Annotated in this window: 19 protein-coding genes; 12 read left to right on the top strand and 7 right to left on the bottom strand. The window is 70.9% G+C overall.

Annotated elements, in window-relative coordinates:
• The first annotated feature begins 1 nt into the window (after position 1).
• Positions 2-1288, top strand: coding sequence for an RNA polymerase sigma factor (locus tag AC5P09_RS02830; protein ID WP_493872253.1), 1287 nt, complete (start codon positions 2-4; stop codon positions 1286-1288).
• Here the strand turns inward: AC5P09_RS02830 and AC5P09_RS02825 are convergent, their stop codons facing one another.
• The gene (locus AC5P09_RS02825; RefSeq protein WP_493872252.1) at positions 1289-2455 is read right to left on the bottom strand and encodes a THUMP-like domain-containing protein; all 1167 of its coding nucleotides are present in this window, start codon (positions 2453-2455) and stop codon (positions 1289-1291) included.
• Between the two features lie 90 nt (positions 2456-2545).
• Between AC5P09_RS02825 and AC5P09_RS02820 the strand changes: the two genes are divergently transcribed.
• The 4 genes from AC5P09_RS02820 (at position 2546) to groL (ending at position 6742) form a co-directional block, all read left to right on the top strand.
• Positions 2546-3451, top strand: a complete 906-nt coding sequence (locus tag AC5P09_RS02820; RefSeq protein ID WP_493872251.1) for a polysaccharide deacetylase family protein — start codon at positions 2546-2548, stop codon at positions 3449-3451.
• The gene (locus tag AC5P09_RS02815; RefSeq protein WP_493872250.1) at positions 3448-4449 is read left to right on the top strand and encodes a polysaccharide deacetylase family protein; all 1002 of its coding nucleotides are present in this window, start codon (positions 3448-3450) and stop codon (positions 4447-4449) included. The genes AC5P09_RS02820 and AC5P09_RS02815 overlap by 4 nt, the downstream gene beginning before the upstream one ends.
• Positions 4450-4677: 228 nt before the next feature.
• A complete protein-coding gene (groES, locus tag AC5P09_RS02810; RefSeq protein WP_003998759.1) occupies positions 4678-4986 on the top strand; it encodes a co-chaperone GroES in 309 nt (102 codons plus the stop codon).
• Positions 4987-5116: 130 nt separating this feature from the next.
• A complete protein-coding gene (groL, locus tag AC5P09_RS02805; protein ID WP_493872249.1) occupies positions 5117-6742 on the top strand; it encodes a chaperonin GroEL in 1626 nt (541 codons plus the stop codon).
• A 110-nt stretch (positions 6743-6852) separates the two neighbouring features.
• Here groL and AC5P09_RS02800 read toward each other — a convergent pair whose 3' ends face one another.
• Positions 6853-7548 carry an ester cyclase gene (locus tag AC5P09_RS02800; protein ID WP_493872248.1) on the bottom strand — a complete coding sequence of 232 codons (696 nt, stop codon included), beginning with the start codon at positions 7546-7548 and terminating at the stop codon, positions 6853-6855.
• A gap of 95 nt (positions 7549-7643) precedes the next feature.
• Between AC5P09_RS02800 and AC5P09_RS02795 the strand changes: the two genes are divergently transcribed.
• Entirely contained in the window at positions 7644-11231 is a 3588-nt protein-coding gene (locus tag AC5P09_RS02795; protein ID WP_493872247.1) for a hypothetical protein, read from the top strand.
• Positions 11232-11237: 6 nt separating this feature from the next.
• On the opposite strand, the gene AC5P09_RS02790 is transcribed toward AC5P09_RS02795, so the two are convergent.
• Together AC5P09_RS02790 and AC5P09_RS02785 are read right to left on the bottom strand one after the other, a co-directional pair.
• Positions 11238-12011 (bottom strand): SDR family NAD(P)-dependent oxidoreductase, encoded by a 774-nt coding sequence (locus tag AC5P09_RS02790; RefSeq protein WP_493872246.1) that lies wholly within the window; start codon positions 12009-12011, stop codon positions 11238-11240.
• Positions 12012-12109: 98 nt separating this feature from the next.
• Entirely contained in the window at positions 12110-12778 is a 669-nt protein-coding gene (locus AC5P09_RS02785; RefSeq protein ID WP_493872245.1) for an MOSC domain-containing protein, read from the bottom strand.
• Between the two features lie 80 nt (positions 12779-12858).
• Here AC5P09_RS02785 and AC5P09_RS02780 point away from each other — a divergent pair, with 80 nt between their 5' ends.
• The gene (locus AC5P09_RS02780; protein ID WP_493872244.1) at positions 12859-13755 is read left to right on the top strand and encodes a LysR family transcriptional regulator; all 897 of its coding nucleotides are present in this window, start codon (positions 12859-12861) and stop codon (positions 13753-13755) included.
• A 71-nt stretch (positions 13756-13826) separates the two neighbouring features.
• Here AC5P09_RS02780 and AC5P09_RS02775 read toward each other — a convergent pair whose 3' ends face one another.
• Complete coding sequence (locus tag AC5P09_RS02775) at positions 13827-14156, bottom strand: WhiB family transcriptional regulator (protein ID WP_493872243.1); 330 nt, start codon at positions 14154-14156, stop codon at positions 13827-13829.
• 381 nt (positions 14157-14537) lie between these two features.
• Between AC5P09_RS02775 and AC5P09_RS02770 the strand changes: the two genes are divergently transcribed.
• The 4 genes from AC5P09_RS02770 to AC5P09_RS02755 all read left to right on the top strand — a co-directional run bounded on the left by AC5P09_RS02770 (position 14538) and on the right by AC5P09_RS02755 (position 18907).
• The gene (locus AC5P09_RS02770; RefSeq protein WP_003948568.1) at positions 14538-15149 is read left to right on the top strand and encodes a response regulator transcription factor; all 612 of its coding nucleotides are present in this window, start codon (positions 14538-14540) and stop codon (positions 15147-15149) included.
• A 266-nt stretch (positions 15150-15415) separates the two neighbouring features.
• Positions 15416-16003: a sigma-70 family RNA polymerase sigma factor gene (locus AC5P09_RS02765; protein WP_266434900.1), complete on the top strand. Its 588-nt coding sequence runs from the start codon at positions 15416-15418 to the stop codon at positions 16001-16003.
• A gap of 154 nt (positions 16004-16157) precedes the next feature.
• Complete coding sequence (gene guaB / locus AC5P09_RS02760) at positions 16158-17666, top strand: IMP dehydrogenase (protein WP_493872242.1); 1509 nt, start codon at positions 16158-16160, stop codon at positions 17664-17666.
• Positions 17667-17782: 116 nt separating this feature from the next.
• Positions 17783-18907: a GuaB3 family IMP dehydrogenase-related protein gene (locus tag AC5P09_RS02755; protein ID WP_217235175.1), complete on the top strand. Its 1125-nt coding sequence runs from the start codon at positions 17783-17785 to the stop codon at positions 18905-18907.
• 641 nt (positions 18908-19548) lie between these two features.
• Here the strand turns inward: AC5P09_RS02755 and AC5P09_RS02750 are convergent.
• Positions 19549-20757: a nucleotide sugar dehydrogenase gene (locus AC5P09_RS02750; protein WP_493872241.1), complete on the bottom strand. Its 1209-nt coding sequence runs from the start codon at positions 20755-20757 to the stop codon at positions 19549-19551.
• Positions 20758-21050: 293 nt separating this feature from the next.
• On the opposite strand from AC5P09_RS02750, the gene AC5P09_RS02745 reads away from it, so the two are divergent.
• On the top strand, positions 21051-22757 hold the full coding sequence (locus AC5P09_RS02745) for a glycerol-3-phosphate dehydrogenase/oxidase (protein ID WP_493872240.1): 1707 nt from the start codon (positions 21051-21053) through the stop codon (positions 22755-22757).
• A 95-nt stretch (positions 22758-22852) separates the two neighbouring features.
• Here the strand turns inward: AC5P09_RS02745 and AC5P09_RS02740 are convergent, their stop codons facing one another.
• Positions 22853-23896, bottom strand: a complete 1044-nt coding sequence (locus AC5P09_RS02740; protein WP_493872239.1) for a serine hydrolase domain-containing protein — start codon at positions 23894-23896, stop codon at positions 22853-22855.
• Positions 23897-23903 lie beyond the last annotated feature (7 nt).

The raw sequence follows: 23903 nt of genomic DNA, 5'->3' as shown, positions 1-23903 counted from the left end.
TGTGACACCACAGCCCACCGCCGACCCGCGCGGAGCCGTAGAAGACCCGCGCGGAGCCGTCGAAACCGTCTTCCGTATCGAGTCGCCCCGGATCATCGCCGGCGTCGCCCGTATCGTCCGGGACGTCGGCATCGCCGAGGAACTGGCCCAGGACGCGCTGGTCGCGGCCCTGGAACAGTGGCCGCGCGACGGCGTCCCCGACAACCCGGGCGCCTGGCTCATGGCCACCGCCCGGCACCGCGCCGTCGACCTGATCCGGCGCCGGGAGAACTACGCCCGCAAGCTCGCCGAGATCGGCCGGGACCTGTCGGACGCGGCCCCGCCGGAGGAGCCCGCCGACCCCGAGGACATCGACGACGACCTGCTCCGCCTGGTCTTCACCGCCTGCCACCCGGTCCTGTCCGCCGAGTCCCGCACAGCCCTCACCCTTCGCCTGATCGGCGGCCTGACCACGGCCGAGATCGCCCGCGCGTTCCTGGTCCCGGAACCGACGGTCGCGCAACGCATCGTCCGCGCCAAGCGCACCCTCGCCACGAAGAACATCGCCTTCGAGGTGCCGTACGGCCCCGACCGCGAGGCCCGCCTCGGCTCCGTCCTCGACGTCATCTACCTGATCCACAACGAGGGTTACGCCGCCACCGCCGGCGACGACTGGCTGCGCCCGGGCCTGTGCGAGGACGCCCTGCGCCTGGCCCGCGTCCTGTCCGGCCTGATGCCGAAGGAACCGGAAGTCCACGCCCTGACCGCGCTGTTGGAGTTCCAGACCTCCCGATCGGCGGCGCGCACCGGCCCGTCCGGCGAACCCGTCCTCCTCAAGGACCAGAACCGCCGCCGCTGGAACCGCATGCTCATCGCCCGCGGCATCACCGCCCTCGGCCGCGCCGACGCCACCTCCACCGGCGCCCCGGGCCCGTACGCCCTCCAGGCCGCCATCGCCGCCTGCCACGCGATGGCGTACTCCTACGAGGAGACCGACTGGCGGACCATCACCACCCTGTACACCCTGCTCGCCGCCCGCGCCCCCTCCCCGGTCGTCGAACTCAACCGCGCGGTCGCCCTGTCGATGGCGGACGGTCCGGCCCCGGCGCTGGAGATCGTCGACGCCCTGGCCGCCGAACCGGCGCTGCGCGACTATCACCTGCTCCAGAGCGTGCGGGGCGATCTGCTGCTGCGGCTGGGCCGTACGGCGGAGGCGCGGGCCGAGTTCGTACGGGCGGCGGAGCTGACGCACAACACGCGGGAACGGGAGCTGCTGCTGAGGCGGGCGGCCGAGGCCGAGGCGTCCTGATCAGGCGGGGTGCCCGAGCAGCATGGTCGGCGCCCCCGCCACCCGCGTCAGGAACACGGTCGCCGAGTTCCGTCCGTGCTGCTTGGGGAGGGCCTTGCGGCGCAGCTCCTCCGGCTCCACCGCCGACCCCCGCTTCTTCACGGTCAGGATGCCGACCTCCCGCTCCCGCAGCAGGGCCTTCAACTTCTTGACGTTGAAGGGGAGCCGATCGGTGATCTCGTACGCGGAGGCGTACGGGGTCGGCCGCAGCTCGTCGGCCGTGATGTACGCGATGGTCTCGTCGACCAGCCCGCCGTCGAGGTCCTCGGCGACCTCGGCGACCAGATGGGCGCGGATGACGGCGCCGTCGGGCTCGTACAGGTACCGGCCGACGGACCGGACCCGGGGGTTCGGCAGGCCCCGGCCGAGGAGCGTGCGCGGACCCGGCAGCAGGGTCGCCCGTACGACGCCCGCACCGGTCCCGAACCACAGCACCGCCTCCTTCACGTCCCCGCCGTCCGAGATCCACTCGGCCTCCGCGTCGGCGGGCACGGCCTCGTGCGGGATGCCGGGGGCGACCTTCAGGGCGGCGTGCGGCGCTTTGAGGGCGGTCCCGATCGCCCAGGACAGCGGCGGTGAGTACGCCTCGGGGTCGAAGATCCGGCCGCGCCCGCCGCGCCTCGCCGGGTCGACGAACACGGCGTCGTAGCCGGCGGTGTCCACCTCCGTCACGTCCGCCTCCCGCACCTCGACGAGGTCGGCGAGGCCGAGCACGTCGGCGTTCGCCCGCGCCACCGCCACGGTCGCCGGGTCCCGGTCGACGGCGAGCACCCTGACTCCGGCCCGCGCGAGCGCGATCGCGTCCCCGCCGATCCCGCAGCACAGATCGGCCACGGACCGCACCCCCAGCGCCCGGAAGCGCTCCGCCCGGTACGTCGCCACGCTCGCCCGGGTCGACTGCTCGACCCCGTTCGGCGTGAAGAACATCCGCCCGGCGTCCTCGGCTCCGAACTTCGCCTCCGCCCGCTGCCGCAGCCGCGCCTGTCCGAGCGCCGCCGACACCAGGTCGGCGGGGTGCTCGCGGCGCAGCCGGGTGGCGACGGCGAGTTCGTCGGCGGGGGCGGTGCCGCGCACCGCGTCGAGGAGGGCGCGGCCCTCGGGGGTGAGGAGGGGAGCGAGGTCGTTCACCGGCTCATTGTGGGCCAGTCGGTGGATGGTCTGCCCGCGGTGGAGGTGTCGCCCCGGGTTCGCGGGGGCGTCCTGCGAGGATCCCGCACCATGCGAACAGTAGGACAAAATGACAAAAGTCGGTCATGCGTGACGCTGAGGGGCGGCATCGCCGTGCTCGCCGTGACTGCCCTCGTCTCCGGCTGTGCGCAGGGCGGTGACGGCTCCGACGTCGGGCCCGCCGCCGGCCAGCAAGGCGCGAAGGAGGGGCACGCGGCCGAGCTGCGCGCCGCGCACCAGGCCAGAGTGGCGGCGGCGAAACGCTGGGGCCTGAAGAAGGTCCCGCTCACACCCCCGCGCCCCCCTGCCGCCAAGCCGACGATCACCACCCGCAAGGGCTTCGAGGTGGACGGCCACGGCTACGACAGCCTCCCGCCGGTCTTCACCACCGTCCCCACCAAGCACAAGATCGTGTTCCTCACCATCGACGACGGGGCCGAGAAGGACCCGGCGTTCCTGCGGATGATGAGCGAGCTGAAGATCCCGTACACCGCCTTCCTCAGCGACTACCTGGTCAAGGGGGACTACGGCTACTTCAAGAAGATGCAGGCCGGCGGGGTCGTCCTCAACAACCACACCCTCCGTCACCCCTACCTGCCCGGGCTGTCGTACGCCCGCCAGAAGCGCGAGATCTGCGGCATGCAGAAGGTGATCGAGAAGCGCTACGGCAAGCGCCCCACCCTCTTCCGCCCGCCCTTCGGCAGCTACAACGAGGCCACCCTGCGCGCCGCCAAGTCCTGCGGCATCAAGTACGCGCCCCTGTGGAACGAGGAGGTCTTCGTCGACCGCTGGGAGTACCGCGAGTGGGACCGGAAGATCCGCCCCGGCGACATCGTCCTCAGCCACTTCCGGGGCCGACAGGACTGGAAGGGCACGATGCCCGACATGATCCGCCGCTTCCTGAACAAGGTCACGCGGGAGGGGTACGCCGTGGCCCGCCTGGAGGACTACCTGTGAGGTGGCGGGCACTGGCGTCCGGAGCCCTCACGGCGGCCCTCCTCGCCGGCTGCACGGCCCAGTCCGTCGATCCCGCCGAACGGCCGGGCGGGAAGGCGACCGAGGGCGTGGGGACGTACGGACCGAGCGGGGCGGGGTCGTACGGACCGAGCGGGGCGGGGTCGTACGCTCCGGAGGGCGCGAACTCCTACGCTCCCGAAGGCGTGGGCTCCTACGGTCCGGAGGACACGGGTTCGTACGGTCCGGAAGGCAGGGGCTCCTACGGCCCGGAGGGCGCGAACTCCTACGGTCCGGACGGCGCGAGCTCGTATGGTCCGGAAGGCGCGGGTGAGCGGCCGTACCGCCGCTGGGGGCTCGCGGCCCCACTGGCCCCGGCCCCGAAACCGGCCGCCAGGCCCCCCGCCGCGCGCCCGGGCCTGCCGCCTGTCGTCCACCACGTCCGAACCCGCGACCGGGTCGTCTTCCTCACCTACGACGACGGCGCCGAGAAGGACCCTCGGTTCGTCGACATGGTGCGTGAACTGCGGCTTCCGGTCAGCATGTTCCTCACGGACAGCGTCGTCGGCCCGGGATACGGCCACTTCGCGCGCCTCCAGTCGGTCGGCGCGAGCATCCAGAACCACACGCTCGACCATCCCGCCCTGCGCGGACTGCCGTATGCCGGCCAGCGCGCCGAGATCTGCGGCCAGCAGGACAAACTCCGCTCCCGCTTCGGTATCCGCCCCCGCCTCTTCCGCCCGCCCTACGGCACGTACGACACCACGACCCTGCGCGCCGCCGCCGACTGCGGCCTCTCGGCGGTCGTCCTGTGGCGGGCCTCGGCGGAGAACGGCGACCTGACCTTCACCGAGGGCGAGAGCCGCCTGCGCCCCGGCGACATCGTCTCGGTGCCCTCGCGCGAGCCGACCGGCGCCACGCTCGCCGAACGGACGACACGGCTGCTGCGGGAGATCCAGGGCAGGGGGCTGACGGTGGGGAGGCTGGAGGACTACCTCTAGGTCGGCCTCCGTGCGTGAACGCCAGCTGAAAACCTCACCGCCGCGCCGCACCGCATTGGCACTCCGCTTGACCGAGTGCTAATCACAGTCATAGTCTCGGGTCTGGCACTCCCCCCTGGAGAGTGCCAACTACGCGACGGGCAGGTCCGGCACCCGCGACGACGGATCGACCTGGTCGCCACCTCAGACAGTTAACCCCGTGAGATCTCCGAAGGGGGAGGTCGGATCGTGACGACCACCAGCTCCAAGGTTGCCATCAAGCCGCTCGAGGACCGCATTGTGGTCCAGCCGCTCGACGCCGAGCAGACCACCGCCTCTGGCCTGGTCATCCCGGACACTGCCAAGGAGAAGCCCCAGGAGGGCGTCGTCCTGGCCGTGGGCCCGGGCCGCTTCGAGAACGGCGAGCGTCTTCCGCTCGACGTCAAGACCGGCGACATCGTGCTGTACAGCAAGTACGGCGGCACCGAAGTGAAGTACAACGGCGAGGAATACCTCGTCCTCTCGGCTCGCGACGTTCTCGCGATCATCGAGAAGTAATTCACCTCGCTTCGCTTCACCGCGAAGCACATTGCTTGAGCTGCGCCCCTGGCCCCCCGCGATCACTCATGAGCCGGGCGCCGGGGGCGCGGCTAATTTCACCTAGATTTCCGAGAGGGCTCACGCTCCCATGGCGAAGATCCTGAAGTTCGACGAGGACGCCCGTCGCGCCCTCGAGCGCGGCGTCAACAAGCTCGCCGACACGGTCAAGGTGACGATCGGCCCCAAGGGCCGCAACGTCGTCATCGACAAGAAGTTCGGCGCCCCCACCATCACCAACGACGGCGTCACCATCGCCCGCGAGGTCGAGGTCGACGACCCGTACGAGAACCTCGGCGTCCAGCTGGTGAAGGAGGTGGCGACCAAGACCAACGACGTAGCGGGTGACGGTACGACCACCGCCACCGTGCTGGCCCAGGCGCTCGTCCGCGAGGGCCTGCGGAACGTCGCCGCGGGTGCCTCCCCGGCCGCCCTGAAGAAGGGCATCGACGCCGCGGTCAAGGCGATCTCCGAGGAACTCCTCGCGACCGCCCGCCCCATCGACGAGAAGTCCGACATCGCCGCCGTCGCCGGTCTGTCCGCCCAGGACAGCCAGGTCGGCGAGCTCATCGCCGAGGCGATGGACAAGGTCGGCAAGGACGGTGTCATCACCGTCGAGGAGTCCAACACCTTCGGTCTGGAGCTGGACTTCACCGAGGGCATGGCCTTCGACAAGGGCTACCTGTCTCCGTACATGGTGTCCGACCAGGAGCGTATGGAGGCCGTCCTCGACGACCCGTACATCCTCATCAACCAGGGCAAGATCTCCTCGATCCAGGATCTGCTGCCGCTGCTCGAGAAGGTCATCCAGGCGGGTGCCTCCAAGCCGCTGCTGATCATCGCCGAGGACGTCGAGGGCGAGGCCCTGTCGACCCTGGTCGTGAACAAGATCCGCGGCACCTTCAACGCGGTCGCGGTCAAGGCCCCCGGCTTCGGTGACCGCCGCAAGGCGATGCTGCAGGACCTGGCGGTCCTCACCGGCGCCACGGTCATCTCCGAGGAGGTCGGCCTCAAGCTCGACCAGGTCGGCCTGGACGTGCTCGGCTCCGCCCGCCGCGTCACGGTCACCAAGGACGACACGACCGTCGTCGACGGCGCCGGCGACTCGGCGGACGTCACGGGCCGCGTCAACCAGATCAAGGCCGAGATCGAGAACACCGACTCCGACTGGGACCGCGAGAAGCTCCAGGAGCGCCTCGCGAAGCTGGCCGGCGGCGTGTGCGTGATCAAGGTCGGCGCCGCCACCGAGGTGGAGCTGAAGGAGAAGAAGCACCGCCTGGAGGACGCCATCTCCGCGACCCGCGCCGCGGTCGAGGAGGGCATCGTCTCCGGTGGTGGCTCCGCGCTGGTCCACGCCGCCAAGGTGCTGGAGGGCGGCCTCGGCAAGACCGGCGACGAGGCCACCGGTGTCGCCGTCGTCCGCCGCGCGGTCGTCGAGCCGCTGCGCTGGATCGCGGAGAACGCGGGCCTCGAGGGCTACGTCATCACCGCCAAGGTCGCCGAGCTCGACAAGGGCCAGGGCTTCAACGCCGCGACCGGCGAGTACGGCGACCTGGTCAAGGCCGGCGTCATCGACCCGGTCAAGGTCACCCGCTCCGCCCTGGAGAACGCCGCCTCCATCGCCTCCCTCCTCCTCACGACCGAGACCCTGGTCGTCGAGAAGAAGGAAGAAGAGGAGCCGGCCGCCGGTGGCCACGGCCACGGCCACTCCCACTGAGGCACCAAGGGCACGCACGAAGAAGCCCCCGCTCCCTCTGAGGGAGCGGGGGCTTTCCCCTTCGCGGGTCACGGGGTGTGATGCGCCGGTCATGGGACGTGATGCGCGGGTCACGGGGTCTGAGCGACTGCCCCCAACTGCTCCAGCAGCCCGGCCCGGTCGTACTGCCACCATCCCTCGCAGATGCTTCCGTCCCGGAACCGGTGCCAGGTCGTCCCGGTCATCGTGACCTCCTGCCCGGTGGCCGCGATCCCCAGGAACTCGCCCGTATGCCGCCCGGTCCACGTCCACCGCGTGCACACCCGGTCGCCCTCGGCGACCTGGTCGTCCACCCGGAACGACAAGTCGAAGGACCGCCGCCAGCCGGCGTACTCCTCCCGCGCCCCGCGCAAGCCGAGGTCCTGCGGATTGGCGGGATCATGATCCACGTAGTCGTCCGTGAACCGCTCGAACATGGCCTCCGGCTCGCCCCGCCCTGCCTCCTCGAAGAACTCCCGCGCCACCCCACGGTTGAGCTGCTCGTCCCGCACCACGTCCAGATCGGTGAAGGTCGGCATCCCGTCGCACAGGGCGACCAGCTCCCGGAAGATCCGCTCGGTCTCGGGCAGATTGGAGTTCCGCATCGCCTCCTCGTACGACGGAAACTCCACGATCTCGACGAAGTGCGACGCGTCCGACAGATCCTTCCCGACCACCGCGTGCGTCGCGGTCCGTTTCCCCCGGGTCTGCTCGACCCACCTGTCCATCAGCCGGTTCATCTCGTCGAACCGACTGGTCCTGCAGTCGATGAGCTGTACAAAGGTCATGACACCACCTCCAGACCCCCCTGGGCCCGGCCGAACAGCACCATTCTCCCACCGTGACGCCCCGGCGCCTCCTGTCCGTTTGGCATCATGACGCCATGCGCTGGTGGGGGAAGCAGCGGTCGGTGGCCGCGGGCGGTGACATCGAGGTGGCCGTCACAGGCGACCACAACCGCATCCTGCTGGCCCCGCGCGTGCGCTCGTCGTACTGGGAGCAGGTCCGCCGCATCTCCCCGCCCGAACTGCTGGGCCGCGAGCGCGAGTTGGCCGACCTCGCCGTCTTCTGCACGGCGGACTCCGGCCCGGCGTACGCCTGGTGGCGCGCCGAGGCATGGGCGGGCAAGACGGCCCTCATGTCGTGGTTCGCGCTGCATCCGCCACCGGGTGTGCGGATCGTCCCGTTCTTCGTGACGGCGCGGCTGGGCGCGCAGAACGATGTGGTCGCGTACGTCGACGTCGTACTGGAACAGCTGGCCGAGCTGGCCGGCGAGAGCCTGCCCGCCCACCTGACCGAGTCCACCGGCGAGGCGCATCTCCTGTATCTGTACGGCGCGGCGGCTCACGCATGCGAGCAGCGCGGCGAACGCCTCGTCCTGCTGGTCGACGGCCTGGACGAGGACCGGGGCGTCACGACCGGCCCCGAGGCGCACAGCATCGCCAGCCTGCTGCCGGCCCACCCGCGGGCCGGGATGCGGGTCCTGGTCGCGGGCCGGCTCAACCCACCGCTGCCCGGTGACGTACCGGCGGACCATCCCCTGCGCGACCCGGGGATCGTCCGCACGCTGCCGCACTCCCCGTACGCCGAGGCGATCCGCACCGAGGCGGAACGCGAACTGAAGGAGCTGATCGAGGCCGGCGGTCTGGAGTACGACCTGCTGGCCCTGGTGACGGCCGCGGGCGGCGGCCTGACGGCCGAGGACCTCGCGGCGCTGACCGGGGCGGTGCCGTACCGGGTGCGGGACGTGCTGCGGACGCGGGCCGGGCGGACCTTCGGCGTGCGGGTCGACGTGTATCTGCTGGGCCATGAGGAACTGCAGATCCAGTCGCAGGAGATGCTCGGAGCCGCAGAGCTCGAGCGCTACCGGTGTCAGTTGGACGACTGGGCCGAAGCATGGCGGAAGCGGGGATGGCCGGAGAACACCCCGGAATATCTGCTGCGGGGGTATTTCCGCATGCTGAGCGCGGTGCGCAACCTCGCCCGGGTGGTCGACTGCGCGACGGACGCCGCTCGACACGACCGGATGCTCGACGTGACCGGTGGCGACGCCGCGGCACTCGTCGAGATCCGGATCGCCGAGGACCTCCTCATCGAGGCGGATGTGCCTGACCTGACGGACAGCGTCCGGCTGGCCGTCCGGCGCGAGGAACTCGACGCAAGGAACGCGGCACTGGACCGCACGCTGCCGTGGGCCTGGGCCGCTCTGGGACGCTTTCCTCGGGCGGAAGCCCTCGCGAACAGCATTCCCAGCCTGGACGACAGAGCACTCGCCCTGGTCGACGTGGCGGCTGAGTTCGTCGCATGCGGGGAGCACGAGAACGCGGTACGGCTGCTGCTGGACGCGGAGAGCACCGCCGGCCGATGCCCCTACAACATGGAGAACGAGCGGGATCTGGCCCTGGCGGCGACGAGCCGTGGCTGGGCGAACGTCGGTTTTCTCGAGCGCGCCGGGACACTGATCGCCTCCGTCGACGACACCGGCCTCCGGGCGCGGCTCCTGCAGGACATCGTTCGCGCGTCAGTCCGCTCAGGCGCCTTTGCCCAGGCCGAGGAACTGTGCTCGAACGAGCCGGATGCTCGCGTACGGGCCCTCGGGACAGCGGCGCTGGCGGCCGCTCATGCCGAGGCGGACAACGTGCGGGGGGCCGAGGACCTGGCCCGGAGCGCGGGACCGGAAGCGGCGGCCCTGGTGCTGGCGCACGTCGCGCGCGTCCTGCTGAGCTCCGAACGCTCCGGAAGCAGGGCGGCGGCCGACCGCGTGCTCGCCGCTCTCGACCAGGCTCTGCGCCCTGCTCCGCTGTTGACGGACGTGGCCAAGGCGCTCGCGCAGGCCGGTGAGACAGACCGCGCCCTGACGGCCGCTCTGCTGCACCACGACCCGGAGGACCGGGACCGGGCCCTGGCCGCGGTGGTTCGCGCCCGCGCGCTGTCGGGGGACCACGAAGGGGCGGCAGCCCTTGCCGAGGACATCGAGGATCGGGACGCCAAGGGGGCGGCGGACCGTGGCCTGGTCACCGGACTCGTGCAGGCAGGTGCTCATGGACGGGCCGAAGAGCTCGCCCGGCGCATGGAGCATCCGCAGTTCCGGGTGCTCGCGTTGTGCGAGGTCGTCCGCGCGCTGACCGACGAAGGAGAGTACGACCGGGCCGAGTCCGCAGCATCAGGAGGCACGCACGACGGCATCAACGACGACCCGATGGCCCTGGTGGTCGAGGCGCTGGCCCGCTCGGGGAACTTCGCACGAGCCCGGGAACTCGTCCCTTCCGTCAAGTTCACCGCGGGGTACTGCGCCCTGGTGCGGGGCGCGATCGCCACGGTGACGGACGCCAAATCCACGGAACGCGTCGCGGAGCTGGTGGCCGCGGCGGAGGCCGAACTGCGCGCGGACCCGGGTCACGGCGGCCTGGACGGTGTCCATGCGGCGAAGATGCTCGCCGAGGCGGGACACGTCAGCGCCGCACGCCGACTGCTGGACGGCGTCGAGGCCCGGTTGTTTCCGTCGTCCCGGCCCGGTGCGGATTTCCTGGATGACGTCGACCGGGAGATCTGGGCGGGGATGACGGCCGAAGCGCTGGCATGGGCGGGGGAGTTCGGCCGCGCCGAGAACCTGATGCGCCGTATCGAGTCACGACCTGCCGGATTCATCGCCCAGTTGGCATGCGTCGACAGACTCGCCGAGGCCGGGGAGTTCGACCGGGCCGAAGCCGTGGCGGACCGTGCGCAGCCGGACGGGCGCGACCTGCTGTGGTGCGACATCGTTGGGCCGGCCATGGCCGCCGATGAGACAGACAGAGCCGTGACGCTCGCCGAGAAGGTCGTCGCTCGGAGCTCCCGCGTGCGGTCCTGGGCCCGGATCGCCGCGGCCTTCGCCCGGGCGGGAGACCAGGAGCGGGGGATGGACGCCCTCATGGAGGCGTTGTCGCACTACGAGCCGGCGCCGGACACCTTCTGGGCGATCGCCGACGTGCTGAGCGCGTTCTGCCTGCTCGATGAGGATGAAGCTGCCGAGAATCTGCTCACCCAGATCACGGACGACGTCGAGCCCGCCCCCGGCTTCTTCAACGTGATCGCAGGCGTCCTGGTGGAAGTGGGGCAGAGTGACCGCGCGCAGGAGCTGATCGAGAGCCTGTCCGATCAGCGGGGCGGCGCTCACCGACAGATCGCGCTGGCACGGAAGTTGGTCGAAGCAGGTCAGCGCGACCGGGCGGAGCAGGTCGTCCGGAGCCTCTCGTCCCCTGACGCCGTGCCGAGTGACGAGACGGTCCGGTCCTGGATCACCCTCGCGCCCGCGGTCGACGGTGCCCAAGGCCGTCTGCTCCTCGCACGGGCGCTGCAGCATGACAGGATCCTGGATGTCCTGCCGGCCCTGGTACGGGTCGAAGAGCGGACCATTCCTGTTGTCATCGAGGCCCTGGGCGGACCGGCGGCTTGTGCAAGCTCGGTCAGGCCACAGGGCCTGTGCGAGTGACGGACCCTACTGCGGCCCGTACTTCCGCCCCGTCCGCGAACTGATCCCGCCCAGCAACCCCCGAGGCACCACCTTCACCACCCCCATCATCACCTTGTACCGAGGATCCGGAATCGACACGCTCTTCCCCCGCGCGAGGTCGTTGAGCGCCGCCGCCACCAGCTTGTCCGCGTCCAGCCACATCCACCCCGGGATGTTGTCCGTCCCCATACCGGCCCGCTGGTGGAATTCCGTCCGCACGAAGCCCGGGCAGAGCGCCATCAACCGCACCCCGCTGCCGGCCAGATCCTTCGCCGCCCCCTGGGTGAACTGCACGACCCACGCCTTGGACGCGCCGTACGTCCCGCGCGGTAGGAAGGCGGCCACCGACGCGACGTTGACGACGCCGCCGCGGCCCCGCTCGCGCATCGCCTCGGTCGCCGCCGAGGTCAGTCGGAGGACCGCCTCGCAGTGCACCTTGAGCATCATCAGCTCGTCGGCCATGGACACGTCGAGATAGCGGCCCTTGTTGCCGAAGCCCGCGTTGTTGACCAGCAGGTCGACGGGGTTTCTGCGGTCGGCCAGCCGGGCGGCGACCGTCTCGATGCCGTCGTCGGTGGCCAGGTCGGCGGTGACGACCTCCGCCTCGATGCCGTGCCGGTCGTGCAGTTCGGTCGCCTGTTCCCGCAGCCGCATGGTGTCGCGGGCGACCAGGACGAGGTTGTGCCCGTCCGCCGCCAGCCGTCGCGCGAAGGCGGCACCGATGCCCGCGGTGGAACCCGTGATGAGAGCCGTTGTCATGGCGCAAGGTTAATGACCCGGACTGTGCGCGTCCGCTCCCTGGACGGGGCCTTTTGGTGCCTGAAGGGCGGGCGAGCGGCAGCCACGCTGAGTGTTCGTCAGGCTCCGTGCTTCTGCACGTACTTCCGCGCCCACTCCCGCGCCTCCGAGTGCAGCGCCTCGCCCGCCGCCAGCAGCCGCGGCTGCAGGTACCGCTCGGTGGTGATCGCCCGGAACACCAGGGCCACCGTCACGTCGTGGTCGGGCCGGTGGACGATCTCGACGGGGTCCCCGGCACGGATCTCGCCCGGCTCGATCACCCGCAGGTACGCACCCGAGGCTCCCTTCTGCGTGAACCGCTTCACCCACCGCTGCTCACCCATGTGCCCCTGGAAGGTGAGGCACGGGATCCGCCCGCTGCTGACCTCCAGCACCACCTGCGACCCGACGCGCCAGCGCTCGCCGATCAGCGCGCCGGAGACGTCGATGCCCTCCGTCGTGAGGTTCTCCCCGAAGGCGCCGTTCGCGAGCGTGCGCCCCAGTTCGCGTTCCCAGTCGTCCAGGTCCTCGCGGGCCACCGCGTACACGGCCTGGTCGTTGCCGCCGTGATGCCGGGTGTCGCACACGGTGTCCCCGGCCAGCCCGCTGGCCCCGACGCCCTTGGGCCCGGGCGCGGCCACCTGCACGGGCTCGTCGGTCGGCCGCTTGTCTATGCCGGTCAGACCCTCCGGCTGGTCCGTGTACGGCACGGCCTTCGCGCGGCCGAGATTCACCGAGAGAAGCTTCATGAGCGCACGGTAGGCGAACCCTCCCCAAAGTGTCGACAGAGTTTTCTGCGAGAGCCCCAAGCTCCGCTTATGCTCAAGGGGTGATCGAGGCCCGTCATCTCCGCGTGCTGCGCGCCGTCGCCGCCACCGGCTCCTTCTCGGCGGCGGGGCGCGAACTGGGCTGCACCCAGCCCGCCGTCAGCCAGCAGATGAAGGCCCTGGAGGCGTCCGTCGGCACGCCCTTGCTGATCCGCAGCGGACGCGAGATGCGGCTGACCCAGGCCGGCGAGGCGCTGGTGCGGCATGCCGCCGGGATCCTCGCCGGGCTCACCGCGGCCGAGGAGGAGGTCGCCGCCATCGCGGGCCTGCGCGCCGGGCGGGTCCGGCTCGTCTCCTTTCCCAGCGGCAGCTCCACCCTCGTACCGACGGCGCTGGCGGCCCTGCGCGCCGAACACCCGGGGACTCGTGTCTCGCTGGAGGAGGCTGAACCGCCGCAGTCCGTCGCCCTGTTGCGCGAGGGCGACTGCGACCTGGCACTCGCCTTCCGGTACGAGGGGGCGGCGGGCGCCGAGGAGTGGGACGACCTCGTCGTACGGCCGCTGCTGACCGACCGGCTCGTCGCCCTCGTACCCGAGCGGCACCGGCTCGCGCGCGCGGAATCCGTCGCCATCGGCGAACTCGCCACGGAACCGTGGATCGCGGGCTGCCCGCGCTGCCGCGGCCAGCTCGTCGAGGTGTGCGAGAGCGCCGGCTTCACCCCCCGCATCGACTTCGCGACCGACGACTATCCGGCGGTGGTGGGCCTGGTGGGCGCCGGTCTGGGCGTCGCCGTCCTGCCCCAGCTCGCCGTCGAGTCCGTACGGCCGCGGGGTGCGCGCACGGTGACGCTGGAACCGGCGGTCCGGCGGGAGATCGTCGCGCTCACGCTGCCCGACCTGGCCCAGGTGCCGGCGGTGGCGGCGACGCTCGACCAACTGGCGCGCGCGGCCAACCGTTGACGCGGGGAAAAAATAGGGGCACGCCTGCGCGTGCCCATACTGCAGAAACGTTCCTTCAGTTGGTCAGTTGGTCAGTTGCTCGCAGGGCTGTCCCCGGCTGCCGCCGACGCCGACACCAGCCGGTGGCGGGCCCGCCCCATGAGCTCCTCGCGCTCGTCCTCGGTCAGCCCGCCCCAGACGCCGTACGGCTCTCTCACCGCCAGCGCGTGCGCCGCGCACTGCGCGCGGACCGGGCACCTCATGCAGACCTCCTTGGCCGAGTTCTCGCGAGCGCTCCGGGCCGCGCCACGCTCACCCTCCGGATGGAAGAAGAGCGAGCTGTCCACCCCGCGACAGGCAGCCAGGAGCTGCCAGTCCCACAGGTCCGCGTTCGGTCCGGGAAGGCGGGAGAAATCTGCCATTGCGTGACCCCTTGTAGCCGTTCTGGGCGGATACGGTGTCCACAACCGTACATCTACGATCTAAGGAGATGAAAATATGACTCATTGCGAATCTAGCCTCAGACACCAGCAAATGGGAAGAAATGGGTCTGAATGGGGCACGGCTTGTGGTGAAACGTTGTGGGTCCGCCGCACATGTCTGCACCGTGTCCGCGCCCTCACGTAGAGTGCCGAAGATGGCACACGGCCCCGTAACTCTTTCGAGTGACCGTCGTTGAGAGTGCGGAGGCGGTTGAAACAACAAGAGCTCGGGCAGGCGTCCGAGACGGTCGACCGCACAGGTGACGATTTCGTACCAGCCTGGAGGCTCAAGGTGACGTGCATCAGCTGCGGAGGACGGCCATGACATCCGTCCTCGTCTGCGACGACTCCCCGCTTGCCCGAGAGGCGCTCCGCCGCGCGGTCGCGACCGTGCCCGGCGTCGAGCGCGTGACGACCGCGGCCAACGGCGAGGAAGTCCTCCGCCGCTGGGGCGCCGACCGCTCGGACCTGATTCTGATGGACGTACGCATGCCCGGACTGGGCGGCGTCGAGACCGTCCGGCGGCTGCTGTCCGCCGACCCCGGAGCGCGCATCATCATGCTCACCGTCGCCGAGGATCTGGACGGCGTGGCGCTCGCGGTCGCCGCCGGCGCCCGCGGCTACCTGCACAAGGACGCCTCGCGCGCCGAGTTGCGCGCCACCGTGACGCAGGCCCTCGCCGACCCGACCTGGCGGCTGGCCCCGCGCCGGCTGCGCTCCGCCGAGATGGGCGCCGCGCCGACGCTCACCGCGCGCGAGATCCAGGTCCTCGAAGGCATGAGCCACGGCCGCTCGAACGCCGAGATCGGCCGCGAGCTGTTCCTCTCAGAGGACACCGTCAAGACCCACGCCCGACGGCTCTTCAAGAAGCTCGGCGCCTCGGACCGCGCGCACGCCGTGGCGCTCGGTTTCCGCTGGGGCCTGGTGCGCTAGGTCCCTCGCGTGGGTTGTAGCGGGGGTGCGGAAATCCCCGCCTACCTCATGGTGGGCGGGGGTGACGACAGGGCCCGCCGGGTGCCCGCTGCCCGTTTCGGCGCGGATGCCGCATCCTTGAGGGTGTGGAGTTCCTCGGGGACGAGTCGATCGAGCGGGAGGGGAGGGCGCAAGGGATGAGTTCCGGCGCACCTGCTCATAACGCTTCGGTGCACAACGACCAGGGCGATGCCACGCATCGGACGCCGCCAAGGCACCATGGACCGATGCGCGACGACGAGGCGGGCACTGCCCCAGGGGCGATCGGTGCGCTCGTCCACCGCGCCGTAGACGGGGACGAGCAGGCCACGCACGACCTGCTCGCCCATGTCCACCCCTTGGCGCTGCGCTATTGCCGTACCCGTCTGTCCCGTCTCCCGGGCGACGCCCGGCACTTCGTCGAGGACCTCGCCCAGGAAGTCTGCGTGGCGGTCCTCCTCGCTCTGCCGCGCTACCGGGACACCGGCCGCCCCTTCGAGGCGTTCGTCTTCGCCATCGCCGCGCACAAGGTCGCCGACCTGCAACGGGCGGCGATGCGGCACCCCGGCTCGACGGCCGTCCCCTCGAACGAGATGCCGGAACGGCCGGACGACTCGCTCGGCCCGGAAGAGCGGGCGCTGCTCAGCAGCGACGCCGAATGGGCCAAGAAGCTCCTGGCCAACCTGCCCGAGAACCAGCGGGAGCTGTTGCTGCTGCGGATCGCGGTGGGCCTCACGGCCGAGGAGACCGGCCAGATGTTGGGAATGTCACCCGGAGCGGTCCGGGTCGCCCAGCACCGCGCACTGAGCAGGCTGCGGGCGCTGGCCGAGCAGTAGCCCTCCGCCGGGCGCCGCCGCTGATGAACGGGCGTCCACCGGAGTCCGTACGAACATACGAAGCCCGGAGTCACCCGGCACCGTGGAATTCGGGAGGTGAGCTTCCCGTTAGCATGGACATCCGCACCGATCAAGGCCATTTGGGGAAGGTGTCATGACTGCCAACGTCGACGGAGTGCCCGGAAAATTCGCGACACTCGGGCTGACCTACGACGACGTGCTGCTGCTGCCGGGCCCGTCGGACATGGCACCCGACGAGATCGACACCGCCTCGTACGTCTCCAAGAACGTGCGGGTCAACATCCCGCTCCTGTCCGCCGCCATGGACAAGGTCACCGAGTCGCGCATGGCGATCGCGATGGCCCGCCAGGGCGGCGTCGGCGTTCTGCACCGCAACCTCTCCATCGAGGACCAGGCCAACCAGGTCGACCTGGTGAAGCGCTCCGAGTCCGGCATGGTGGCCGACCCGATCACGATTCACCCGGACGCCACGCTCGGCGAGGCCGACGCCCTGTGCGCCAAGTTCCGCATCAGCGGTGTCCCGGTGACCGACGGCAACAAGAAGCTGCTCGGCATCGTCACCAACCGCGACATGGCCTTCGAGACCGACCGCACCCGCCGGGTGCGCGAGGTCATGACGCCGATGCCGCTGGTCACCGGCAAGGTCGGCATCTCCGGTGTCGAGGCCATGGAGCTGCTGCGCAAGCACAAGATCGAGAAGCTTCCGCTGGTCGACGACGCGGGCGTCCTCAAGGGCCTGATCACGGTCAAGGACTTCGTGAAGGCGGAGAAGTACCCGAACGCCGCGAAGGACGGCGAGGGCCGTCTGCTGGTCGGCGCCGCGGTCGGCGTGGCCGGTGACGCCTTCGAGCGCGCCCAGGCCCTGATCGAGGCGGGCGCCGACTTCATCGTCGTCGACACCGCGCACGGCCACTCCCGCCTGGTCGGCGACATGGTCGCCAAGATCAAGTCGAACTCGACGGGCGTCGACGTCATCGGCGGCAACATCGCCACTCGTGACGGCGCCAAGGCGCTCATCGACGCGGGTGTCGACGGCATCAAGGTCGGCGTGGGCCCCGGCTCCATCTGTACGACCCGTGTCGTCGCCGGCATCGGCGTCCCGCAGGTCACCGCCATCTACGAGGCGGCCCTCGCCGCCAAGGAGGCCGGCGTCCCGGTCATCGGCGACGGCGGCCTGCAGTACTCCGGCGACATCGCCAAGGCCCTGGTCGCGGGTGCCGACACGGTGATGCTGGGCTCGCTGCTCGCGGGCTGCGAGGAGTCGCCGGGCGAGCTGATGTTCATCAACGGCAAGCAGTTCAAGTCGTACCGCGGCATGGGCTCGCTGGGTGCCATGCAGTCCCGCGGTGACCGCAAGTCCTTCTCCAAGGACCGCTACTTCCAGGAGGGCGTCGCCTCCGACGAGCAGCTCGTCCCCGAGGGCATCGAGGGCCAGGTGCCCTACCGCGGCCCGCTCTCCTCGGTCGTCCACCAGCTGGTCGGCGGCCTGCGCCAGTCGATGTTCTACGTCGGCGGCCGGACCGTCCCCGAGCTCCAGGACAACGGCCGGTTCGTCCGGATCACCTCCGCGGGCCTCAAGGAGAGCCACCCGCACGACATCCAGATGACCGTCGAGGCACCGAACTACAGCCGCAGCAAGTGACCCGCACGCGCGCGTGAAGCAGACCGAGGGCGGCTCCGGAGCATCCGGGGCCGCCCTTGTCGTACCCGTCGGCGATACTGGAAGACGCTGAAACGCATCAGGGAAAGGCCACACACGTGACTGAGATCGAGATCGGGCGCGGCAAGCGCGGCCGCCGGGCGTACGCCTTCGACGACATCGCCGTCGTCCCCAGCCGCCGTACGCGGGACCCGAAGGAGGTCTCGATCGCCTGGCAGATCGACGCCTACCGATTCGAGCTGCCGTTCCTGGCCGCCCCCATGGACTCGGTCGTCTCCCCGGCCACCGCGATCCGCATCGGTGAGCTCGGCGGCCTCGGCGTGCTGAACCTCGAGGGCCTGTGGACACGGCACGAGGACCCGCAGCCGCTGCTGGACGAGATCGTCGGCCTGCCGGTCGAGGCCGCGACCCGCCGCCTCCAGGAGATCTACGCCGCTCCCATCAAGGAGGAGCTGATCGGGCAGCGCCTCAAGGAGGTGCGCGACTCGGGCGTCGTCACCGCCGCCGCCCTCTCCCCGCAGCGCACCGCCGAGTTCTCCAAGGTGGTCGTGGACGCGGGCGTGGACATCTTCGTCATCCGCGGTACGACGGTCTCGGCGGAGCACGTCTCCGGTTCGCACGAGCCGCTGAACCTGAAGCAGTTCATCTACGAGCTCGATGTCCCGGTGATCGTCGGCGGCTGCGCCACGTACACCGCGGCCCTGCATCTGATGCGCACCGGCGCGGCCGGCGTCCTGGTCGGCTTCGGCGGCGGCGCGGCGCACACCACGCGCAACGTGCTGGGCATCCAGGTCCCGATGGCGACGGCGGTCGCGGACGTGGCGGCTGCCCGCCGTGACTACATGGACGAGTCCGGCGGCCGGTACGTGCACGTGATCGCCGACGGCGGTGTCGGCTGGTCCGGTGACCTGCCCAAGGCGATCGCCTGCGGCGCCGACGCGGTGATGATGGGCTCCCCGCTGGCCCGCGCCACGGACGCGCCCGGCAAGGGCCACCACTGGGGCATGGAGGCGGTGAACGAGGAGCTGCCGCGCGGCAAGAAGGTCGACCTCGGCACGGTCGGCACCCTCGAGGAGGTCCTCGCGGGCCCGTCCCACACCCCGGACGGCTCGATGAACTTCTTCGGGGCGCTGCGGCGGGCCATGGCCACGACCGGGTACAGCGAGCTGAAGGAGTTCCAGCGCGTTGAGGTGACGGTGGCGGATTCGGTGCATCGGCGGTAGTCGCCGTAGGACGGGAAGGGGCCGGTCGCCTGTATTCGGTGACCGGCCCCTTTTGCATGTCCGGGCGGGCCCGGGGGCGTGAGGTGCGGTGAGGGGGCGCACGGTTGCCTTCGGGGCGAATACGGGCCGGTCAGCGGGGTCGCGGGCGGTAGCGTCCCTGTCGGCGCCCCAGGTTTCTGGAGCGCCCCCTTCCAAGGACATCGTTCCGGACCCCGGCCGTCGGGGCCCGGCCCGAGTTCCAACGGACCGTCCACCGGGCTACTGGGCGGTGTCGTGGAAGGGGGCGCCCATGGGACGCCACCGCAAGCCCACTCGCTGGGATCGGATCCGTCTGTGGACGGTGAAGTGCCGGAGGAGGTGGATCTTGCGGATTTTCGGATGGTGAGCGGCCGCCCCCATGAGACCTAGGGGCGGACACCCGTGATCCATCAGGAGCCTGCCGCAGTGGCCACTGCGGTGGGCTCCACCCATTTCTGATGGTGGGCGGCCGCCCCCACGTAACCTAGGGGCGGACACCCGTGATCCATCAGGAGCCTGCCGCAGTAGCCGCTGCGGTGGGCTCCACCTGCTTCGTACGTTACCGGCGAGCCCTGCCGCACGCCACCAGCCCCCGGAGCCCGGTTCTCCCCGCGCGCCCCGCTTCACAACCGATGCGCCGCCCCCGTAGGCGTGGCCCCCCGCGTGTCCAGCAGCAGCTGGGCCTTCACGGACAGGCCCTGGAGGTCGTACGTGCGGTGCTGCTGGAGGAGGATCGTCAGGTCGGCGTCGGCGGCGGCCTCGTAGAGGGAGTCCGCGCGGGGCACCGGGCGGTCCAGGACGTTCCAGGACGGGATGTGCGGGTCGTGGTAGCTGACGGAGGCGCCGAGCTCCATCAGGCGGGTCGCGATCTCCTGGGCGGGCGTGGACTGCTGGTCGGCGAGGTCGGCCTTGTAAGTGACGCCGAGGAGGAGGACGCGGGCGCCGCGCGCCGACTTGCCGTGCTCGTTGAGGAGGGCGGCGGCGCGCTGGATGACGTATCGCGGCATCTGGTGGTTGACCTGCTGGGCGAGTTCGACCATGCGCAGGGTGCGGCCGGCCTGGGCGGTGAGGTCCTGGGGGACGGCGTGGCCGCCGACGCCGGGGCCGGGGCGGAAGGCCTGGAAGCCGAACGGCTTGGTCTCCGCGCAGCGGATGACGTCCCAGAGGTCGACGCCCAAGTCGTGGCACAGGACGGCCATTTCGTTGACGAGGGCGATGTTGACGTGCCGGTAGTTGGTCTCCAGGAGCTGCACGGTCTCCGCTTCGCGCGGTCCACGCGCGCGTACCACCTTGTCGGTGAGACGGCCGTAGAAGGCGGCGGCGGACTCGGTGCAGGCGGGAGTGAGGCCGCCGATCACCTTGGGGGTGGTGGCCGGGGTGAAGTCGCGGTTGCCGGGGTCGACGCGGCTGGGGGAGTAGGCGAGGTGGAAGTCGCGGCCCGCGCGCAGCCCGGAGCCTTCTTCGAGGAGAGGGCGCAGGAAGTCCTCCGTGGTGCCCGGCTGGACGGGCGACTCAAGGATGACCGTGGTGTGCGGGCGCAGGTGTGCGGCCAGGGTGCGGGCGGCCGCCTCCACCTGGGTGAGGTCGAGTCCGCCGTCCGCTCCCCGTGGGGTGGGGGAGCAGATGACGGCGGTGCGTACCCGGCCGAGTTCGGCGGGGGAGGTGGTCGGCCGGAAGCCCCCCGAGAGCATCCGGCGCAGTTCGGCGGGGCTGAGGGAGCCGGCCTCGGGGCCGGTGCGGTAGCCGAGCGTGGGGATGCCGGCGGCGACGGCGGCCTGGGCCAGGGGCAGTCCGTAGGGGCCGAGTCCGATCACGGCGAGATCTGCGGGCATGGCGTGGGCCGTCCTTCCCAGTAACCGAAGCGGGACAGGTGCGCAAGCCCTGTGGACAGGATGGGCGAGCGCAATGTCAGACTAGGAGTAAATATGACCGATATGCGGGATTGGTGGCGTGTGTCTTTGCGTCGGTCGGTGAGTGTTGTTCCGCGGGTCCGTGAAAGTTGTCCACAGGCTGGGGGCCACTGGTGGCTGAACTCGGGCAAGCCGGTCAGAATTTGGGCATGGGGGAAACGAACCGGGCCACTCCTCAGGGGTGACACCGGCACGACCGACAGCGGGAGGCAGCGGTGAGGACAGCGACACTGGGCCCGGCGCAACGCGCCGAGTCACTCGCATCAATGGCCGAGCGCGAGCTGGACGTGCTGGTGGTGGGCGCGGGAGTGGTCGGCGCGGGCACCGCGCTCGACGCCGTGACCCGGGGCCTGTCCGTCGGCCTGGTCGAGGCGCGTGACTGGGCGTCGGGCACGTCGAGCAGGTCCAGCAAGCTGATCCACGGCGGCCTGCGCTATCTGGAGATGCTCGACTTCGCCCTCGTCCGCGAGGCGCTGAAGGAGCGCGGCCTGCTGCTGGAGCGGCTCGCGCCGCATCTGGTCAAGCCGGTGCCCTTCCTGTACCCGCTTCAGCACCGGGGCTGGGAGCGGCTGTACGCCGGGTCGGGCGTCGCTCTCTACGACGGCATGTCGATGGCCCGCGGACACGGCCGGGGCCTGCCCGTACACCGGCATCTGAGCCGCCGTCACGCCCTGCGGGTCGCGCCCGCCTTGAAGAAGGACGCGCTGGTCGGCGCCTTGCAGTACTACGACGCCCAGATGGACGACGCCCGCTTCGTGGCGACCCTGGTGCGTACGGCGGCGGCCTACGGCGGGAAGGTCGCCAACCGCGCGCGCGTGACCGGATTCCTGCGCGAGGGCGAGCGTGTTGTCGGCGCCCGGGTGCAGGACGTCGAGGCGGGCGGGGAGTACGAGGTCCGCGCCAAGCAGGTCGTGAACGCGACCGGTGTGTGGACCGACGACACCCAGGCGATGGTGGGAGAGCGCGGGCAGTTCCACGTGCGGGCGTCCAAGGGCATCCACCTGGTCGTGCCCAAGGACCGGATCACCTCCTCGAGCGGCCTGATCCTGCGCACCGAGAAGTCCGTCCTGTTCGTCATCCCGTGGGGCCGCCACTGGATCATCGGTACGACGGACACCGACTGGGACCTCGACAAGGCCCACCCGGCCGCGTCCAGCGCCGACATCGACTACCTCCTCGAGCACGTCAACTCGGTGCTCTCGGTGCCGCTGACCAGGGACGACGTCCAGGGCGTGTACGCGGGCCTGAGGCCCCTGCTGGCCGGCGAGTCGGACGCCACCAGCAAGCTGTCGCGCGAACACACCGTGGCGCATCCGGCACCCGGGCTCGTGGTGGTGGCAGGCGGCAAGTACACGACGTACCGGGTGATGGCCAAGGACGCGGTGGACGAGGCGGTGCACGGGCTCGACATGCGCGTCGCCGAGTGCGTGACGGAGGACGTACCGCTGCTCGGCGCCGAGGGGTATCGGGCGCTGTGGAACGCGCGAGCGCGGATCGCCGCGCGGACAGGGCTTCACACGGTGCGCGTGGAACACCTGCTGAATCGGTACGGCGCGATGGCGGAGGAGGTGCTCGACCTCATCGCCTCGGACACCTCGCTCGGCGAACCCCTCCATGCGGCCGACGACTATCTGCGCGCCGAGATCGTGTACGCCGCCTCGCACGAGGGTGCGCGGCACCTGGACGACGTGCTGACCCGGCGCACCCGCATCTCCATCGAGACCTTCGACCGGGGCACCCGCAGCGCCCGCGAGGCCGCCGAACTGATGGCGCCGGTGCTCGGCTGGGACAAGGACCAGATCGAGCGCGAGGTCGAGCACTACGAGAAGCGGGTGGAGGCGGAGCGGGAGTCGCAGCGCCAGCCGGACGACCTGACGGCGGACGCGGCGCGGCTGGGGGCGCCGGACATCGTGCCGCTGTAGGGCTTCCGGCTGGGGTGACTGAGCCCCGGCCCACCGCGCCCATGTCACCCGAACGGGTGTCGCTAACCGGGATCTTCGTTCGGAACCCGGCCGTTCTACGAGGTGCGGGGGCAGAACTCGGCGGCGAGCAGCCGGGGTTCGAGGCCGGGATCTGCCATCGCCGTCGTGTTCACGCGGAAGGTGAGGACACGACGGCCGCCCACCGTGGCTGCGGTGCGCACGTAGCTGCCGGTGATGCGGCCGTTGTGCCCCCACACCGTCGTGCCGCACGGCAGCTTCACCGGGTAGAGGCCCATGCCGTACGAGCCGTGTGCGGTGCGGGTGTCGAGCATCTCGCGCAGCCAGTGCGGGGGCAGAAGCCGGCCGCCGAGCAGGGCGGCGTAGAAGCGGTCCAGGTCGGCGAGCGTGGTCACCAGCTCCCCCGCGGCGCCGGCCACCCGCGGGTCGAGTTCGGTGACGTCGGTTCCGTCGGCGGCGTAGGCGCGGCCGTGCGGGGAGGGGAGAGTCGGGCGAGAGCCAGGGAAGGAGGTGCCCGTCAGACCCAGCGGAGCGATGACGCGGCGCTCGGCCTCGGCGGCGTACGAGCGGCCGGTGACCTGCTTGACGACCAGGCCGAGCAGGACGTAGTTGGTGTTCGAGTAGGAGTAGCGGCCGGGGTCGGCCGGGGGATGGGTGAGTGCGATGCGTACGGCTTGAAGAGGGGCGACGGGGACGACGCCGCCGGTGTCCGCGGTGAAGTCGTACAGGCCGCTGGTGTGGGTGAGCAGGGCGCGCAGGGTCAGCGCGCGGCCGTCGTTGCCCGCTCCCCGCACCAGACCGGGCAGGTGCTGCTCCACGGTGTCGGACAGTTTCAGCCGGTGTTCGGCGGCCAGTTGCAGAACGACCGTCGCGATGAAGGTCTTCGTGATGCTGCCGGCCCGGAAGTGCTGAGCGCGGGCGATGCCCGGACCGCTCTGGACGTAACGGGTGCCCGTCTCCTCGCGGGCCAGCAGAGCCGCGGCGGGGGCGCCACCCCGTGTGACCAGCAGCGGAAGGACGGCGTCCGTGGGCGGGGCGGTGGGTGCCGAGGAGGCCGCGGAACCCAGGGCGAGCAGGACCAGGCACAGGGGCAGGGCCGACAGCGTCCGTAGCGGTGGCATCGCTCGT

This window comes from Streptomyces sp. a15 (genome assembly GCF_059026085.1).
The sequence above is the reverse complement of the archived record's forward strand: the minus strand, read 5'-3'. Positions and strand labels throughout refer to the sequence as shown.